17 protein-coding genes are annotated in these 19,133 nt (G+C 34.9%); 3 read left to right on the forward strand and 14 right to left on the reverse strand.

The annotated features are described in order from the left end of the window. Positions 1-127 precede the first annotated feature (127 nt). From JM172_RS03175 to hypB, 5 genes are all read right to left on the reverse strand, one after another. Complete coding sequence (locus JM172_RS03175; RefSeq protein WP_214480623.1) at positions 128-904, reverse strand: class I SAM-dependent methyltransferase; 777 nt, start codon at positions 902-904, stop codon at positions 128-130. A 258-nt stretch (positions 905-1,162) separates the two neighbouring features. Further along, the gene (locus JM172_RS03180; protein WP_214480624.1) at positions 1,163-1,504 is read right to left on the reverse strand and encodes a hydrogenase maturation nickel metallochaperone HypA; all 342 of its coding nucleotides are present in this window, start codon (positions 1,502-1,504) and stop codon (positions 1,163-1,165) included. A gap of 138 nt (positions 1,505-1,642) precedes the next feature. Continuing rightward, complete coding sequence (locus JM172_RS03185; protein WP_214480625.1) at positions 1,643-1,798, reverse strand: hypothetical protein; 156 nt, start codon at positions 1,796-1,798, stop codon at positions 1,643-1,645. 87 nt (positions 1,799-1,885) lie between these two features. Continuing rightward, on the reverse strand, positions 1,886-4,576 hold the full coding sequence (locus JM172_RS03190) for an FAD-dependent oxidoreductase (protein ID WP_214480626.1): 2,691 nt from the start codon (positions 4,574-4,576) through the stop codon (positions 1,886-1,888). 36 nt (positions 4,577-4,612) lie between these two features. After that, on the reverse strand, positions 4,613-5,281 hold the full coding sequence (gene hypB, locus JM172_RS03195; protein ID WP_214480627.1) for a hydrogenase nickel incorporation protein HypB: 669 nt from the start codon (positions 5,279-5,281) through the stop codon (positions 4,613-4,615). 473 nt (positions 5,282-5,754) lie between these two features. On the opposite strand from hypB, the gene JM172_RS03200 reads away from it, so the two are divergent. Both JM172_RS03200 and JM172_RS03205 read left to right on the forward strand, forming a co-directional pair. Then, positions 5,755-6,309, forward strand: a complete 555-nt coding sequence (locus tag JM172_RS03200) for a PadR family transcriptional regulator (RefSeq protein WP_214480628.1) — start codon at positions 5,755-5,757, stop codon at positions 6,307-6,309. Positions 6,310-6,412: 103 nt separating this feature from the next. Further along, positions 6,413-6,925, forward strand: a complete 513-nt coding sequence (locus JM172_RS03205; RefSeq protein ID WP_214480629.1) for an anthrone oxygenase family protein — start codon at positions 6,413-6,415, stop codon at positions 6,923-6,925. 397 nt (positions 6,926-7,322) lie between these two features. On the opposite strand, the gene JM172_RS25590 is transcribed toward JM172_RS03205, so the two are convergent. Then, positions 7,323-7,616: a shikimate kinase gene (locus JM172_RS25590; protein ID WP_483297237.1), complete on the reverse strand. Its 294-nt coding sequence runs from the start codon at positions 7,614-7,616 to the stop codon at positions 7,323-7,325. A gap of 293 nt (positions 7,617-7,909) precedes the next feature. Then, complete coding sequence (locus JM172_RS03215; protein WP_214480630.1) at positions 7,910-8,932, reverse strand: Gfo/Idh/MocA family protein; 1,023 nt, start codon at positions 8,930-8,932, stop codon at positions 7,910-7,912. Positions 8,933-9,336: 404 nt separating this feature from the next. Here JM172_RS03215 and JM172_RS03220 point away from each other — a divergent pair, with 404 nt between their 5' ends. Continuing rightward, entirely contained in the window at positions 9,337-9,573 is a 237-nt protein-coding gene (locus tag JM172_RS03220; protein WP_352222839.1) for a hypothetical protein, read from the forward strand. A 128-nt stretch (positions 9,574-9,701) separates the two neighbouring features. Here the strand turns inward: JM172_RS03220 and JM172_RS03225 are convergent, their stop codons facing one another. The 7 genes from JM172_RS03225 to JM172_RS03255 form a co-directional block, all read right to left on the reverse strand. After that, positions 9,702-10,808: a DUF4179 domain-containing protein gene (locus JM172_RS03225; RefSeq protein ID WP_214480632.1), complete on the reverse strand. Its 1,107-nt coding sequence runs from the start codon at positions 10,806-10,808 to the stop codon at positions 9,702-9,704. Further along, positions 10,805-11,371 carry a sigma-70 family RNA polymerase sigma factor gene (locus tag JM172_RS03230; protein ID WP_214480633.1) on the reverse strand — a complete coding sequence of 189 codons (567 nt, stop codon included), beginning with the start codon at positions 11,369-11,371 and terminating at the stop codon, positions 10,805-10,807. The genes JM172_RS03225 and JM172_RS03230 overlap by 4 nt, the downstream gene beginning before the upstream one ends. Before the next feature lie 372 nt (positions 11,372-11,743). Then, complete coding sequence (locus JM172_RS03235; RefSeq protein ID WP_214480634.1) at positions 11,744-12,772, reverse strand: LacI family DNA-binding transcriptional regulator; 1,029 nt, start codon at positions 12,770-12,772, stop codon at positions 11,744-11,746. A 235-nt stretch (positions 12,773-13,007) separates the two neighbouring features. Continuing rightward, entirely contained in the window at positions 13,008-15,377 is a 2,370-nt protein-coding gene (locus JM172_RS03240) for a glycoside hydrolase family 31 protein (protein WP_214480635.1), read from the reverse strand. A gap of 37 nt (positions 15,378-15,414) precedes the next feature. Beyond that, positions 15,415-16,257 (reverse strand): sugar ABC transporter permease, encoded by an 843-nt coding sequence (locus JM172_RS03245; RefSeq protein ID WP_214480636.1) that lies wholly within the window; start codon positions 16,255-16,257, stop codon positions 15,415-15,417. A 1-nt stretch (position 16,258) separates the two neighbouring features. Then, positions 16,259-17,542 carry a carbohydrate ABC transporter permease gene (locus tag JM172_RS03250; RefSeq protein ID WP_214480727.1) on the reverse strand — a complete coding sequence of 428 codons (1,284 nt, stop codon included), beginning with the start codon at positions 17,540-17,542 and terminating at the stop codon, positions 16,259-16,261. 104 nt (positions 17,543-17,646) lie between these two features. After that, the gene (locus tag JM172_RS03255; RefSeq protein ID WP_214480637.1) at positions 17,647-18,936 is read right to left on the reverse strand and encodes an extracellular solute-binding protein; all 1,290 of its coding nucleotides are present in this window, start codon (positions 18,934-18,936) and stop codon (positions 17,647-17,649) included. Between the last annotated feature and the right edge of the window lie 197 nt (positions 18,937-19,133).

The raw sequence follows: 19,133 nt of genomic DNA on the forward strand, positions 1-19,133 counted from the left end.
ACGACATTAAGTTAATATTTTTTAAACTAACCTACCTATTATTTTAAAACAGCTAAGCGTCTGTATAAACATAAAGGTTATTTTTCACTATTCAGTAGATTGACGGGTATGGAACAAAATATGCAAATTACTTTACTTTCCTACATACAAAGACCATGCTATAGCTATCATTGGTGATAGGTGTTTCATTCCAATCTTTAAATATATGTAAAATCTCAAATCCACTATCACTTAGTAAGCGTTCCATTTCTTTTGGAAATACATATCGCAAAGTTATTTTTGTACTTGTTTCATCTATTTTGATTCCATGTTCATTCTTAACTTTTCTAATTGTGGTGTAATGCTGAAGTTGATTAAGTGAGTCATATGTACTAATCGTTGACAGATCAACAGTTTTCCCATCATTTCTTGTGTAAGTTCTCCAATACTCTTCTGTATTTGGTTGCAACAGTTCTTCAACACTAGGGAACCTTGTATCAAAAATAAAAATCCCATCATGTTCTAAATGTCTGTTAACAGAAGTTAACAAGTGATTTTGCGCTTCATTCGTAAGAAAATGCTGAAAACCATTCCCAACCATGTAAACCATTGAACCCACTTCACTTAAATTTAGCCGGGTACAATCTTGCTCTACCCATTCTATCTGTAGATTTTGATTATTTGCTTTATTTTTTGCTTGTTCCAACATACTTTTATAGATATCCACACCAATTAGTTTATACCCTTTTTTCGCTAAGGGGATCGTTGCTCTACCTGTCCCACAAGCTAAATCTATTATCATACCCTGTTGTTTAGAAGCCCACTTGGTGAGAAAAGGAATATCATTCAAAAATGTGTTTTCCATATCGTACAAGTTGGCATCTTCATACTCTTCAAAATTATTTGATGTTAGATGTTTCTCCATTCAATTCTCCTTTAATGTAATCATTTTTTTACTTACAAATTTAGCATATATTTATATATATTCAATAACAATGTTACAGTTTGAAAGTCAAAAACAGGCTAATCACTGAGAATTAGCCTGTTTTTGCATTGATCATTTTTTTGTAGAACCAATTAAACACGTGTTCAATTAAAGTTCTATCCTCTATAAGAGTTAGCAGTTTTATGTTAAATATCATGATGTTGTATGCTTTGAGTAGCTCGTTGATTAGCACCTAGCCTAACAAGCGATAATTTCTTTTATCATAAATTCTTTTCCGCATAAAATCTCAAAGTCTTTCATGTGGCATTTAGAGCACTTACTATTATTCTCTATTAAATTAAAAACTATATTGCACTTTTTGCAAATCGCATTACCTGGTAAGGTCTCAATTTTTAATTTCGTAGACTGCAAAATTGTACCATCTACCGCAGCTGGGTAACACGCCTCAATATATTTAGGAATTAATGAGGAAAGCTCACCAATTTGAAGTACTAAAGTGTCTATTTTTGTTAATGCATTCGTTTTAGCAAAATCTTCTACAGATTTTATGACATGAATAACTACACTTAACTCGTGCACCTTAACTCCCCCTACTCCTCAAGTAAGAAAAGAGCAAACACCCACAATCCAACTTAAACTACCATGCCCGTACCCGCTCCAAAAGGTACCGACTAAATACCATTTTTGAAAATGCATCGTCTGATTTATTAACGAACACTAGACAAGCAAAATAACAGGGATTGAAACCGATGGTGCTAAAGCTATTCTATTATTATAGCTCTCAAATTTCTCGTTCTTTATCATTGGATATATCTCGCTTCCATCTATATCACAAGCTGTTGTCGTATTGGCATCTTTTCTATAAAAAGACACCACTATCTGCTAGTTTGGGGAAAACAGCAACATAGTAAAGTTAATGAAAAGAGCCTTTAATTAACAACACAGTTTGCTAATAGAAATCTAGCTGTTTTCTTTTGAGAAAATAGCTTTTAGGGTCTTAGGTACCTTATTTGTTGCTACTTTCACTTTACGTTTCACCATATATTTCTTTATTGTCGGTTTTATTTCATGCAATTCAACACTCGTAGCATCATATTTTCGTACCATTGAAATTGCGTCAAATTTACACTTGGTGACGCAGGAACCACATCCCACACATAGAAACTCATCAACAACCGTTGCGCCACATCCTAGACATCGTTCTGTTTCCTTTTTCACCTGGTCTTCAGTAAATGTTGAACGAAGATCCCTGAAAGTTTTTTTAGATTCAGCCACATCAACATGATCTACTGTTTGCCTCGGTATATGATCGTATCCTTTAAGGTCAAGCCCGTCTATATCAAACGCACGGTAATCTCTCTTCGTACGTCCAAGCAATAAGCTTTGACCTGGCTGAACAAAACGGTGAATGGAAATTGCACCTTCTTTGCCCATAGCAATCGCATCGATGGCAAATTTAGGCCCTGTTAATGCATCACCACCAGCAAATACATCTTCTTCGCCTGTCTGATAAGTTACAGGATCTGCTTTAATTGTTTTGTTTGGATGTAGTTGTATATTGCTGTCCGCAATCAAATGACCCCAGTCGATCGCCTGACCTACTGAAATTAAAATATTGTTTACAGCAACGATTTTCGTTTGATTTTCATCAAATTGTGGATCAAACTTGTTGTTTTCATCAAAAACAGAAATACACTTTTTGAATTCTATACCTGTAACACGTCCATGATCAACAAGAATGCGTTTAGGCCCCCATGATGTGTTGATACGAATACCTTCTAATAAGGCTTCGTCAATTTCTTCCATCATTGCCGGTAGTTCTCCCCATTTCTCTAAACAATACATATCTACTTGCGATGCACCAACGCGTGCTGCTGTACGAGCAACATCAATCGCAACATTACCACCACCAATGACAGCTACTCTTCCTGCTAATTTCATTTGTTGCTTAGCATTAACTTCGCGTAGGAAATCTACCCCTGTCATCACTCCTTCAGCATCTTCTCCTTCGATACCGATCCTTCTACCAGCTTGAGCACCTATTGCTAAATAAAATGCTTTAAAACCTTGATTTCTTAGCTCCTGCAAACTTACATCTTTTCCAACTTCAACGCCGGTCATAAACTTAACACCTAGGTCCTTTACAATATCAATTTCAGCTTGAACAACATTCTTTTCAAGCCTAAAAGACGGAATTCCGAAAGTTAGCATGCCACCAAGTGCTTGTTGTTTTTCAAACACTGTTACTTGATAACCTTCAATTGCTAGATAATAAGCACAGGAAAGACCTGAAGGACCTGCACCTATGACTGCAATTTTTTTATCGTATTGATGTTTTATTTCAGGGATATAGCGACGATCCTTATTTAAATCTTGTTCAGCGATAAATTTCTTAATATCATCTATCGCGATAGGGTCATCAATGTCACCTCGTGTACAAGCAGATTCACAATACCTCGGGCAGACACGCCCACATACTGCTGGAAACGGATTTTCTTGCTTGATTAGCTCAAGAGCTTCGGTATACCTTCCTTGTGAAGCTAGCTTAATATAACCTTGAATTCCAATATGAGCTGGACAATCTGCTTTACAAGGGCTTGACCCAGAATCAACAACAACTTCTCGATTAAGCCGATAATTAGGGTTCCATTTATCTGGGCCCCACTCTGTATTATATGGAAGCTCCCTTTTCTCCACGATACTAGGTTCACAAATTTTCTGACCAAGCTTCAATGCATTTGATGGACAGTTTTCAACGCATTCACCACATGCAACACATTTATCTTTATCTACTTGTGATACATAATTTGACCTAACGATATCAGGATTTTTAAAATGGTTAGCATGACGCAATGCTAGACATGCGCATCCACAACAGTTACAAATAGCATGAGTTTTTCCCGGACCTTCTGTATTTGCGATCTGATGCATAAGACCGTTATCTTCTGCCTTTTTAATAATTTCAAAAGCCTTTTCACGAGTTATCTCTCTACCTCTTCCAGTGCGAATGTAGAATTCCGCAGCATCACCCAACTGAATACAAATATCCTCCTTCAAGTGGCCACAACCTTCTCCCATCGCTTCTCTGACTGCTCTGCAAGCACAATCAGAAACTGAAAAGGTATCATTATCATTGAGATACATAGAAACTTCTTCATAAGAAGCCCTTCTAGTTTCACCATCAATTGCACTTTCTATCGGAATAACCCTCATGACTCCTAAACCTGGGGGAACATTTCCAGCCAAAAATTCACCTTTACTTCTTGAATACTCTTCAAAACATTCGGCTATCTGCGGATATTTTTTGACATTTTCTTTGTTGACGACCATGAATTCCATTACACCAGGAACCCACAATTCCAGTTGAAAATAATCTATATCATCTTCAGAAAAAAAGCTTATAACACCATCATCCGCCAACTGAAACAAGATTTTTTCTACTTCCTCTACTTGTTTTCCTAATATAGCAGCGACTTCCTCCTTTGTCTTTGGTTGTCTCAGCTCAAGGCTAAGTGCGATTTCAGCCATCTCATCGGTAACAACTGGCTCAAGAATTCGATATTCAGGATCCTCAGGCTTTACTTCATGTTTTGAGCCACGTTTTGTTCGACTTATCTTATTTGCGAGATCAAGAACTTTTTCCTTAGTCATAAAGTTCAACTCCCCATCATATTTTCCTTCAATGTATTATTCGTTCCAGCTTTTGATTTGAGTGCGAATCCATTCTACCCACTCACTTATTCCCTCACCGGTTTTAGCTGAGATCGGAATAACTTTAATTTTTGGGTTTAATTTATGTACACGCTCTCTGACTGCTTCTACATCAAAATCAAAAATATCGATGGCATCCATTTTGTTAATTAATAAGACGTCAGCAACTTCAAACATTAAAGGGTATTTCAGAGGTTTGTCATCTCCTTCAGGTACACTTAAAATCATGGCATTTTTTGAAGCACCCGTATCAAATTCAGCAGGACATACTAAATTACCTACATTTTCTAATATAACGAAGTCAATGCCTTCTGTTCCTAATCCTGATAAGCCTTGTTTAGTCATATCAGCATCAAGGTGACACATTCCACCTGTGTGCAATTGGATAACTTTTGTACCTGTTTGTGCAACAGTATGAGCATCGACATCTGAGTCAATATCTGCTTCTAACACCCCAATGCTCATTTCATTCTGCAAAGCTTCAATTGTTTTTACAACAGTAGTGGTTTTACCTGAACCAGGTGATGACATTAAATTTAATAAAAAGGTTTTGTCTTTTTTTAAATCGCTTCTAAGCATAGCTGCCTGTTGGTCATTATCTTTGAAAACGCTTTCTTTAATCTCAAGTATTTTATAAGTTTCCATACTATTTCCCCCTCTATTTGATCATTAACGACCAGGTGGATATGAACATAAATACTCTATTGGAAAACAAATACATTACCTTCAAAATCAGTATAGCACTTAATAATCTTACGAAATTCGAACTTTTTGTGTTCTTTTTTACATCATTTCGAGACTGCAATTTATCTACGTATTTCACAGATCTGACAAGAATATGAATATATACTTTTTCATGAATCACTATATTTTTATAATCTCTTAGGACATGAAATAGACATTTTGAAGACTAGTGTTTAAATTTCATCATCTTATTTTGATTTCAAAACCCCCTATATTTCTATGGTTAAGAAAGAAATATCGATAAAAACATTTATTAACTATACATACTGACTAATAAAATGTTTAGGCAGTTGACTTAAAAATATCTAGAAGATATATTAGAATTATTTAAATTTGAATATTTGTATTTAACTATTAATAAAGGAGCCATTTTTATGAATAAAGCACAGTTTATTGTTTTAGGTATCTTAGAGCAGTTAGGAGAAGGTAGCGGTTATGATATTAAACACATATATGATCAAAATAAATTCTACCAGTGGGTAGATATAAAAATAGGCTCAATCTATCATGCTATAAAGCAGCTCCACAAAGAAAGTTTTATTAGTGAAGTGAAAAAATTACAAGAGGGAAACTATCCAACGAAGACAATATATACTGTTACAAACGAGGGGAAAAAGAAATTTGATACTCTACAGAAAAAATCGTTTTTAGGTTTATTTCCTGATTTTTATGGCTTTAAATTAGCACTAAAATTAAATACTCGTCGTACAGAAGAAGAAATTAATGAATACGCTCAAATGGCAATACAAATTATCGATGAAAAATTAGACGCAATGAAAGCACATTTAAATTCTTTGGAACCGAACAGTCACAGGTATACATACGATTCTTTTTTCATTCAGCATGATCAACGGTTATATGAAGCAGAAAAAGAATGGATTCAAGAGTCAGTTAAAAATATCGATCTAATTATGCGTTTAGAACAGTAATTAATAGCTAGCCACTTCAGAATTTAAGCATTGACAATTATTCAAATTTGAATATAATGTAAGTAACTAGTCAAATTTGAGTAATAATTTTGGAGGGGTTATATTGAGAGCTAGCTACGTGGAAAATGGAACTTTAGCCATCACTTTATTAATCACTGGAATTATGGCAGGATTTTTCTATACCTATACGTTTAATGTAAATTTAGCCATGTTAGAAGTAGACGGTGAAATATACGCAATTGTGCAGTCTCTATTTAACGAAAATGTTAGACACTTTATGTTTTTCATTTTTTTCTTTGGTGGTGGAGCAGCATCTATTATTGCAATATTAGTTAATTTAAAGCACTATAAGTCTTTTTCGTTTTGGTTAATCGTTACTGCTGGGCTGATATACATTTTTGGTATTATTATTTTCACTTCCCAAGTAAACCTACCTCTTAATTATGAAACAGAAAGCTGGATACCTAAGGCAGTGCCTGAAGATTGGATGCAAACCCGTGATGCATGGAACCAAGCAAATGCACTGCGAGTTATCTTCTCTTCTGTTTCGTTTGCTTGCTATATACTTGCTTTATTCCTAAGAGCATCCAAGATACCTAACCCTCAAAATATTTAAATAGCATGGTAAGTGCCAATTGATACTTACAGTCACTACTACACATAAATTGGCACTTATTATATTAATTGATTACTTATACTTTTCACACAAGAAAAAATCACTAATGAAAACAATTTGGTTACAGTTAATATCACTAGATATACTTACTTAAATTCCTATCATTCTTTAAAATAATTGAATCATATGTATTTTCATCTAGTTTACAAGATCTTTGGTTTACTTTCCTTTTCAAAAACAGCATTCCAGTGAAACATCATCTTAAAGATTTTTAGTGTTGGATAATAGTTTGCTTTTTCCAATCTTATTTTTTGTAGGATAAATCTCTTTATAATCCTTACTATTCTATTCGAGTATGGTGTATCCAAAAAAATAATTAGTCAGCGTTCTGAAAGCTTTACTCCACCCATTTATGAGTATGGGCACCCTCTATAATCCAAGTACTCGAACCGACTATTCCTCCTAAATATTTATCTCTTTCGCCTTCCTTTCTACGGATGTCACCGGCATCATGTCTTTTCCACACAACATGATCTAATTCATAATAAGGGATATTCAACGAATTTGATAAAGTCCTTGCTAGAGTTGTTTTTCCACTTCCAACTGAACCTACAATATGAATTTTTTGAGGAATACTATTATTCATATATTTATCACCACTTACTAACAATTTTGCTATTAGAGTTTTCATTCAATAAAAGTAAATTATGTCAACACCGACAAAATTGCTCTTAATCACATATCCAATCATTCCAGGTGTACACTTTAAACTCCTTCCTCTCATCAACTGGACCAACAAAAAGGCACTTTCCATTTTACAGAAAAGTGCCACCTGTCCAATTTTACCGCAATGATTATGTACTTAATATTTGAAGCTGTTAAATAAAAACTCCCTGCTTTTTAATAAAAGGAATTTATTCATAACATGTTGCTACTTCTATCGCGCAATCATCAATAAGGAAAATTCTATATAGTCGTAGTTGTTCAAGTTGCGAAAACTTTATCAATGACTAGTTGATTCTTGTGCCCATCATCAATAAGTGGTAAATCCTCATCTAACTTTTCATAAGTAAGATATTCGTAGACCTTTTCTAAAAAGGGCAAGAATGCAGGATAGTAACGATTTGCAATATCCGAAAGTTCTATAGCTTTGTTTTTTTGTTCATGTAATACTACTTCTTGGATAGGTTGATTTATTTTTTCTATTAATAATTTGTCATCATTTTTTAGAGTAACTGTCCCTAAATCACCGTAAATTTTCAAGCTAGAACCTATGCCGTGATTAACCCCAGTTAAAAGCTGAATAGAAAAAGTCGTGTTATTCGTCATTTTGCCATGAATGAAGAAAGCATCATCAGCGTCTCTTTCCTCCCCACCCCCATATGGGACATGAGTATGTACTAAACCGTTAACTGTATCGACCTCTGCATTAATTAGCCAACGCAAACAATCGATCATATGAGAGCCGAGTGCACCTAGCATACCTCCATATTGTTGTTTCTGTCCTAACCAACCTCTTTTGTTTGTAACAAGATTTTGATACTGTGAGTAACTAACATGGTATTCAAAATGCAATAGTTCACCAATTTCATTGTTCTGAATAAGAGACTTTACTCGTTGACGACTCGGTAAATACCTCCACTCAAAGTCAATAATAACCTTTTTATTATAATGCTTTGATAGTTGTATAAGTTCAGCAGATTGTTGACTGTTCGTAGTAAAAGGCTTTTCACAAACAACATGAATCCTTCTTTCTAACGCGTACTTTACCATTTCATAATGGTGAACTGGCATAGAACTAACAAATAGAACATCTAAACTTTCATTATCTAGCATCTGTCTCCAATCTTGATAATGAACAAAGCTATTCAAATCATTATTTAACTCATCTGGTATTTGGTGACGCTTCATTGTACAAACAGCGACTAAATCCATCTCTTCCTGAGCCTGAATGATTGGAGCTTGAACTCGCAAACCAAACCCACCACCTATAATTCCAACTTTCATAAAACCAACTCCCTCAATATTGTGATAGTCATCATATTAAACCCTCTTCATTCAAGCTGTGGTATTTCACATCATTATTCGTACATTAGCAAAGTCTATGGTAAAACCCATTTATCTTCATACCTTTTTTAAATCATTATTCTAATAATAAATGTACTCCCGAAGTGATGAATAAAGTGATTTCATTAATTATACTAGAGTGCAGTTTCCTTTAAAAATACTAAAAGTATATGGAAATATATGCTAATATTAACAGTGAAAGGTTATAAAAATCATAGAATACACATCCGCAAATTAGTGAAAAAAACAACACGAAAAGAACCTTATTCAGCCACCTACATCAAGTTAAAGTTGAGAAAGGTAGTTTTTCAAGGAAGGAGGAGAGCAATGAAAAAAAATTGAGTGTGTTATCCGCCATATCGTTCATCATTGGACTTATTACGTTTGTATTGATGTTAATCGGTATAGATGATTATTTATATAACTTCGGAATTTTCGTTTCAGTTATTGGGTTATTTCTGGCAATGTTTGCAGAAAAAGGGCTATCTAGAAAAATTGGCTTAGTTGGTAATAGCGTCATTGTATTGTTTATAATTATTATACCCCTCATTGTTACGACGTTTTTTTGGAATACGCCTTAATTTTAATTTTAGGATTATAAAAGAATTAATAGCATAATAAAAAGCTCAGGATGAAAACTCTGAGCTTTTTTGATGATTATACACTTTAAAACAATTTTTCCTCATCATTTACACGTACTTAAACACTTCTATTTCTTTAAATCTATTACTATTTCATCTAGCACCATTTCTTCAGTTTCTATAATTTGATAGCCCGCTTCTTCTTCCTCGATCCAATCTATTAATGACACATGTGGCGTGACGTATAATTTTGTTGCATTTGGATCAAGAAGCTCGAAGGTTTTCACCCGAAGCTTATTATATGCATCAATACTACCTCCATCATTCATTTGGCCTGTATAGCGATTTCCTAAGTCATCTCGAATTTCTATATCAGTATCTATCATATCCCACTTATTTCGATCTACATCCCTCGTCGATTGCTGTTGAATATACACAATCGACGTTAACGGAGTAACTAATAACCTATGAACATTGACTGTTATCGCATCTTGTTTAACACTATCATAAACGTCATATACTTCTCCATCTAGTGCGCTTACAGGAAAATTAAACTTCCATTCTCCTCTGATTTCTTGTTGTTTACTTGGGAGGTTAATACCTTTAATCTCCCATTCTACAGTTGCTGTATCATTATTATAGCCATGGCCAATATTTATGCTTTGCATGCCGACATAAGTATTGTCATCGATTTTTTTAGTTCCACCGCTCCCTCTATGTACATATGTGTCTTTACTTTTATCATATTCATAAGTTGAAATACCTGAGCCACCGCTCGCACCACTTATGTATAGTGATTCAACCAAAAGAAGCTCTTCACCTAAATCATCATGACTTTCTATAGAATATGTAAAAAATACAGACTCCCCATCAAATACCGCATCCTTAATTGTCACTTTAATTCCGTTGCTCTCCGCGGTTAAATTCATTTCCTTAGCATACTCCTGATGCTGATCGTAAAGATGCGTTTTACCTAAAAATTTAAACAAATCCCCCACAATTGGTATACCCACAGCTTGTGTAGGAAACGTTAAAACCAACGTAGTTAATGTAAGACAGGCGATCATTGAAGCTATAGCAACATTTCTTTTCCAACTTCTCGTTTTGTTCTTTTTATTTACTGACTGCTTTAATACCTTTTTCACTTTGTTTTTTTCAAATTCATCAACTTTCATTTCTTCAAATTCATTTTCATCCATGTCTAAGTCATTCAATAATTCATAGATATCTTTCATATGACATTCCCCCTTAAATGAAGGTTCGTAGCTTGTTTAGACAAATTCTTTTTTCCTCTGTATATTCGATTATCTACGGACGATTTAGTCAGCCCTACTTTTTGGGATATTTCTTCATTGTTTAACCCAAGAAAAAATTTCATAATAAATATATTACGATCTACAGGCTCCAATTCGTTGATAAGCTGTAATAACTCTGTTCTATCCTCTGCCATAATCAGTTCATCTTCCACTGATTTTCCATCGATAATATCTATTTCGCGAGAAGTAGATTCACGATTCTTAATAGCTTTTCGGTAATAATCTATCGCTTTGTATTTAGCAATAGCGCAAATCCATTTTTTGAAATCATTCTCGTCACCAGAGAATTTTTTAGCATTGTTCCAAATTGATAGGAAAGTATCGTTTGTACATTCTTCTATTATGCCTTCATTGTTAAGTGGAGAAAGAACTTTATATGTGATTCCTTTTATTAATGGCAAATAGTTATCAACAATAAACTCTAAAGCGTCTTCTTTTTGGCGCTGTAATCTCCGTATAAAATTTTTATTAGTAGACTTCATGTAACTTATTCTCCTTTTTGTAAGACTGCTTTCGCATTAAATATTGAATAATAAGATATATTCACGTTCAATTGCACCTTAATTAAAAAAATGCCAATCAGCTAAAATTATCGTCTAGCACCCAAATCTATATAATTATTAAGTTGCGAAAAAAGTCTCTTGTAAAAGCTTTTACACCTTATACAACGGATGAAAAATGAAATTTTCGCACATATTTGTAAAAAAATTATAAATTTATGTAAAATTAGTCTAATTGGGCAGAGATGTACATATTTGCAGTTAATTATAAGGGTGTTAACTAGTCATTTCAGATTGTTACAAATAAAAATCTTCCTTTAGCCAAAATAAATGATGCAACCCTTTAGGATTGCATCATTTATTTTGTAGCTCGATACACGAGCTTCTTTTAATTAGCTTGTGTGGAATAATTACTCTTTTGATCGGTTCTTCTGGACTTTCAACATGTAAAATGAGATTTTTTGCGGCTTCATAGCCAAGCTGATATATATTAATATCGACTGATGTTAGTGGTGGTCTTGCAATCTCTGATAATAAAACGTTGTTAAAGCTTACAACAGATATATCATCAGGTACAACTTTGCCCATCCTATCTAGCATATTCAGTACACCTAATGCCATGACATCATCTGATACAACTAATGCGGTAGGAGGTTGAGAAAGAGACATCAGTTCCAAAACCGCCTCTTGTCCCCCCTCCTTTAAAAATTCTTCATGGATTACATATTCATGTCTATATGTTAGTTGAGCTTCATGAATCGCTTTTTCATAACCGCCAAGTCGATCTATCGTTACAATAAGATGGTTATCCCCACCTACAAAGCCAATTCGCTCATGTCCAAGCTGGATTAAATATTCTGTTACTTCTTTTGCTGCTCGAAAATTATTATTATCAATATGAGTAATATCCTCAACATTTGTAAAAGGCTTGCCTATGACTACAAAGGGAAAATCCTTGTCACGCAAATATTGTAATACTTCATCATCCACACGAGAATATAAGAGGATAATGCCATCAACACGTCTTCCCTGTACCATTTGCATGACACCATCAAGCTTTTCGTCATCGGTTCCACCTGTTGATATATGCAATGCATATTGTTTCACATGGGCAGCAGCGCTAATTCCACGAATGACTTCAGGGAAAAAAGGATTTTGTAACGCTTTATCAGCTGTACTAGGCATCACTAACCCGATCGCTCTAGTAGAGTTATTCGCTAAGCTTCGCGCATTAAAATTAGGGTGATAGCCCAATTCCTTCATTGCTGCACGCACTCGTTCCTTCGTTTTATCACTAATTCGAGGGTGGTTGGCAATTACCCTTGAAACTGTTGACGGAGCAACATTTGCATGCTTTGCTACATCTTTAATTGTAACTACCATTTTTCCACTCCTCTTTCTTTTAGTTGGTTACAAATTAACCTTCCATTAACTAAGTTTGTTTTTCGAACTAATAAATAAGCTTCTTTGTATTTTTTCTTCTATATAGATGATAATCACATAAGACACTTTTTTATTGTTGTAATTTGAGATAAATAACAACTACGAAAAGGTCCTAAATTAAAGACATAATCATTTTACTACATCCACTTATTAGTTTGTGAGTATTTTTTAATAGCTATATGGAGAAAAGCATTTTTTTCGAAATGTTGTCATATGATTTATTTTTAACAATTTCTCCATTTACCTTTAGCTGAAGTTGGCTATTTGCTCCATGGATTACTACAATTAATTCTTGCCAATCAGGAATATATTGACCTTCATCCTTCACAGCGATATCTATCTTATTAGAGTAACAATGAACCGTAAAGGTCTTATATAAGTATTCGCCCTCTTTGTAAGCAAATGTTGACCCATCATCTTCATAAAGTGAATACGTATAAGTAGTGTTTGTATCTCCAACATACAAATGTAAGGTTCTGTTAACGTCTGTTATGTCTGTAGATTGTTTAATATCACCATGCGCAATCATTGTTCCCTGCTTAATAAAAACTGGCAATGTCTCCAAATCAGCCTCTATAAGCTGATGCTTACCACCAACAACAGGTTCGTCTGTCCAATAATTGACCCAGTTTCCTTTAGGCAAGTAAATGACTCGATGTTGAGTTGTAGGCTGTAAAATAGGTGCGACAATGACATTATCACCTATCATAAACTGATCTGATAAATTGTACGTATTTTCATCTTCTGGATACTCCATTAATAGTGGTCTCATCACTGGCATCCCTGTACGTGAAGCTTCTTCAAATAATGAATATATTTGTGGCAGCCATTGATAGCGTAACTCAATATACTTTTTAATAATTTTTTCATACTTTTCGCCGAAGGACCAGGGTTCTTGTCTTACGGTACCAATTGCACTATGGTTTCTGAAATAAGGTGTAAATGCACCAACTTGTGTCCATCTCGTTAATAACTCCCCATTGGAATCGTGTGCAAACCCGCCTACATCTGGTCCTGTAAAAGCAACTCCAGAAAGACCTAAATTCATACACATCGGTAATGCCATTTGTAAATGCTCCCAAAAGCTACGATTATCCCCTGTCCAAACAGCAGCGTATCGTTGAATACCAGCATATCCTGCCCTTGTTAATAAAAACGGACGTTTTCCATTTAGATGATCTTTCATTCCTTCATAGGTTGCTTTACCCATCATTAACCCATATATATTATGAAGCTCACGGTGAGTTCGTGGGTCATTGTCATTATCGTGCATAACTTTTATATCCATTGTCTTTGTTTCATTAAAAACAGCTGGTTCATTCATGTCATTCCAAATACCTTCTATACCTATATCACTATAGTAGGAGTGTTTTGCTCCCCACCATTTCCGAACGCTGCTAGAAGTAAAGTCAGGAAATGCGCTATTGCCAGGCCAAACCTCACCAAAGTAGATGTTACCTTCTATATATTTACAAAAATAACCTTCACGTATTCCCTCTTGATAAATTTCATATTCAGCATCCTCTTTCACTCCAGGATCAACAATTGGTACGAGTCGAATCCCTACCTCTTTAAGGTCTTGAATCATTTTTGCTGGTGTTGGAAATTGTAATTTATCAAAAGTAAACACCCGGTATTCATCCATATAGTGTATATCTAAATAAATCACATCAACTGGAATTTTTTTATCGGAAAATGTCTTTGCAATATGACGAACTTCTTGTTCAGATTCGTAGCTGTAACGAGATTGATGATAACCGAGTGCCCACTTAGGAGGAAGTGGCATTCTTCCAGTCAATTCACTATATTGATTAATTACATCCTTAGGTGTTGGCCCAGCCATTACAAAATAATCGATTTGACCTCCCGCAGCTGAAAATGTATAACTATCCGTTTTAGTTTGAAAATCAAAGGTTGTTTCCCACGTACTATCAAAAAATAGCCCATGAGCCTTCCCGTCTCGTAAGGTCATAAAATAAGGAATAGATTGGTATAATGCGTTCGTTTCAGGGTTATGTGGTGCGTATACATCGCTATTCCACATTGTCATTTTTTCACCACGTTTATCTAAAAAGCCTGTTTTTTCACCGAAGCCGTAAAAATGGTCATGTTCACTCATCATTTTATGACAAATGACATCTCCTTTTTCGTTCAAGCCAAGGCCCCTTGCTCCTTCTCCAACAATAAGCTCACCTTGTGTATCAAATATATTGATACGGAGTGGGGATTTCGTTATTTCTACTTTCAAGGTGTTCGTCCTTAACATAAAACACCCATCAGTCTCTTCCGTCTTGACTTCTATCTCTTCAGGCTTTTTCACCACAGCTACACTCGACTTCATAGATAAGTTGTTATCAACATTCATTACGATTCGAACGATATCCTCGCGAAAAAATTGAAGTGCAACGCTACCTCCTTCACAAAAATAGCTATACACATTGCCTTCTTTACGCATTCTTACTATTGAACTTATATCACGATAATTCACCTTAGTGTGTTTTTCATTTTGTCCAGGATGGATCGCAAAGCTGCTATCATCTAACATGTTATACCCTCCTATTTGAGAAGTGACTACTCGATATTTATCCTTTTGTTCCACCAGCTGTTAAGCCAGAAACAAAATACTTTTGAAACGATAGAAAGAGAACTGAAATAGGTATCGCAATTAATACTGACCCAGCAGCAAATTTCGTAAATTCATTCCCAAATTGTTTAGCTACCATATTGTATAGCCCCACTGCCAATGTAAATTTTTCTTCACTTCGCAGCAGCACACTAGCCATGATGAAATCAGCAAATGGAGCAATAAAAGTAAACAATGCCACTACAGCAATAATTGGTTTAGCAAGAGGCAGAATGATTTGAAAGAAAACTCTTAAATGGCTTGCTCCATCAATTCTTGCCGATTCATCAAGATCCTTAGGAATCGTATCTAAGTAACCTTTCATGAGCCAAGTATTCATTGGAATTTGGCCACCAACATATACGAGAATGAGCCCTAAATGTGTATCTAATAAATTTGTGACAAGTGCTAAAACAAATATAGCGATAAGTGCAGCAAAATTTGGTATCATCTGTAGTATTAAAAATGCTAATAAGCCGTTCTTACGACCTACAAAACGATATCTAGAAAAAGAATACGCAGTTATACTTACCATTAACACTGAAAAAGCCATCGTTAAAGTAGAAATCTTTACTGAATTCCAATACCACTTCAAGTAATCACTTTGTGCTGGATCAAACAAGTAACGATAATGATCTAACGTTGCATTTTCTGGAATGATTGATGAGCCAGATAAGATCATACCTGGGTTTAATGACGAACCAATGATCCATAATATTGGGTAAAAGATAATGACGGTCATGATTAGTACAACTAGATAGGATAATGTTAGTCTTATTTTTTTTTGATGTTTTATGTTCATATTACATCATATCCTCTTCTTGGAAAGATTTTGTTTTTCTAAATTGCCATAAGGCAACCGTAATAACAATCAAAGATAATATCATCGTTATCGCTGCAGCTTTTGAATATTGTGCAGATGTCATTGTTAATTTATAAATCCAAGAAATTAATATGTCTGTACCACCCGCATTTTGACCCGAAACTGCAGGACCTCCACCGTTAAACAAGAAAATGACGTTAAAATTGTTAAAGTTAAAAGTATATTGAGTAATTAATATTGGAGCTGTTGAATAAAGCACTAACGGTAATGTAATCTTGCTGAATTGGCCCCAACTAGAAGCACCATCAACAGTTGCAGCTTCATACAGTTCATTCGAAATTGATTGTAATACGCCAGTAGTCATCGCAAAGATAAATGGAAACCCTAGCCATGTTTGAATAAGGATTAATGCAATTCGCGTCCACAACGGCTCTGTCATCCAAGGAATATGATCTATACCAAAGGCTGCTAAAATATCACGATTAATCGTTCCAAACGATTCATTGAACATCCCAGCAAAGACTAAAATTGAAACGAATGCGGGTACTGCCCACGGTAGTATAAAAACCGTCCGTATGATTGCTTTACCCTTTATATCTTTTTGATTTACAATAATGGCCAAAAAAATACCTAAAGCAACTTGAAATGTTGTAGCACCAAATGTCCAAATAATTGTCCAAGCTAATACAGAGAAAAATGTATTTCTCCAAATAGGAACTTTAAAAATATCAATAAAATTCTGTATACCAATCCAATCTACTAGCTTCGCAGGAGGAGAATGATATAAATCGTAGTTCGTAAAAGACAAAAGAACGACGAATATTATTGGAAAAATGACAACAAATAGTAGTAATAAAAACCCCGGTGAGATCATTAAATACGGAAACCCATTATCTATGAGATTATGGTATTGCTCACGAAGTGTGTTTAATTTTCCACCTATATCCCTTTTGAGTCCAGTCTTATAAGCATCAACAAGATTAAATATAAAAAAACCTGCCCCTAATATAATAATTATTACTGCTAAAATGCCTTCAACTAACAGGAAAATAGAGTGATCTCGTGGTAGTTTTTCACCTAACGTAACGATTCCCCATAGGCCCATATTCAGTAGATCTTTAAATACGATAAAGAAAGATACAGTTAAAACAAGAAATAAAACACCTTTCAAAAATTGCCGATTATACAATTGGCCCACACCAGGGATCAATGATAAGACAACTGCAACTTTCCTATGATTCGATTGATATGGAGTAGATTCCATCACATACTCTAGCTCCTTCCCAAATTCCTTATGTAAGAAATCTTAATTGATGCCCTTTATTCACATGAGCAGTCTCCCCTTGAAGGGAGACTACTTCCAATTATTTATTCATCTGGATGATTTGTTTCAATATTTGTTGTTATCGTATTTACCGCTTCATCTAGTGCTGATTTCGGATCTACTTTTTGGTTTGCAACCAACTGTAATGCAGTTGCCATCGGTCCCCAAACCTCAGCCATTTCTGGAATATTTGGCATTGGAATAGCATATTGAGATTGAATAGCCACTGCATTTGCAGCTTCATTATCCGCAATAATAGGGTCCTCTATTAAGGACTTAACAGGAGGTATTTCTTGTGTTAATTCAAAACGAATTTTTGCATTCTCTTCATTCGTTAAATGTTCAACCAATTTCGTTGACCATTCAGGGTGCTTTGTAAATGAAGTTACTTGCCACCCCTTAACACCCATAAATGTTCTAACTTGTTCACCATTCGGTAAGGTTGGTAATGGTGCTACACCAAAATCAATTCCTGCATCAGTCATACCTTGAAATGCCCAAGGCCCATTCATAACAGATGCAACGTTTCCTTCATTAAACAGTCCATCCATCGTTGAGCCACCCGACTCACCTATGATCCCTTTAGGAAAAATGTCTTTATACCATTGTTGAATATATTGTCCTCCCGCTACTGAACCTTCATTACTTAAGCCAATATCATTTCGGTCTAGCCTACCTTCATTATTCTGAAATACGTAACCACCGTACCCTCCTAATACACCGTGGGCAAAATAAAAGTTGTCCCATAGTGCTAAAAAGCCAAATTCATCTTTATTATCAAAGTCATTTGCAATTTCAAATAGCTCTTCAAATGATTGAGGCGCTTCTTCCATTAGTGCTTTGTTATAAATAAAAACAGGTGTTTCAGTTGCTTTCGGTAAACCGTACAGCTTGCCGTTAAACATTTGAGCTGTAACTGAAGACTCTGTAAAGGTGTCTAATATACTTTGTTCTACCTTTATTTCTTGAATTAAACCTTCAGTAACTAATTGACCAATTTGATCATGTGGCACTGTGATAACGTCTGGACCAGTCCCAGCAGGACCATCTAAACGTAATTGATCTCTTTGACTAGTAGCCATCTCCACTTCTTTATACTCTACTTTAATACCATATTCTGCTTCGAAGCTTTTAATGGCTTCTTCCATTGCTGGGCCTTTCTCTTTATCCTCCCATACGATGAGCTTTTCTGGTTTTACTGGCATTTCACCATTTGTTTCGGTATCCCTATTATTATCACTAGATGATTGGTCTACCGCTTCTTGGGGTCCACAAGCTGCTAACATACTAATAAGGAAAATTGCCATCACACTAAGAAAGAATACCTTCTTCATTGCTTGTACCTCCTCATAAATGATCATATTATGCAAACGTTTGCGCAAATAAGTATAAAAATAAACCATCTTCATAAAATAAGAAAACGGTTCCATACTATTTGTCATCTCTATTATATATTTATTATTCTTCTTTTCAATACTTTTTTTACATATTTTCAAAGATTCGCACTTTCGAATATTGACTTCTAATTACA

The sequence above is a fragment of the Bacillus sp. SM2101 genome (assembly GCF_018588585.1).
GTDB lineage: Bacteria > Bacillota > Bacilli > Bacillales > SM2101 > Nanhaiella > Nanhaiella sioensis.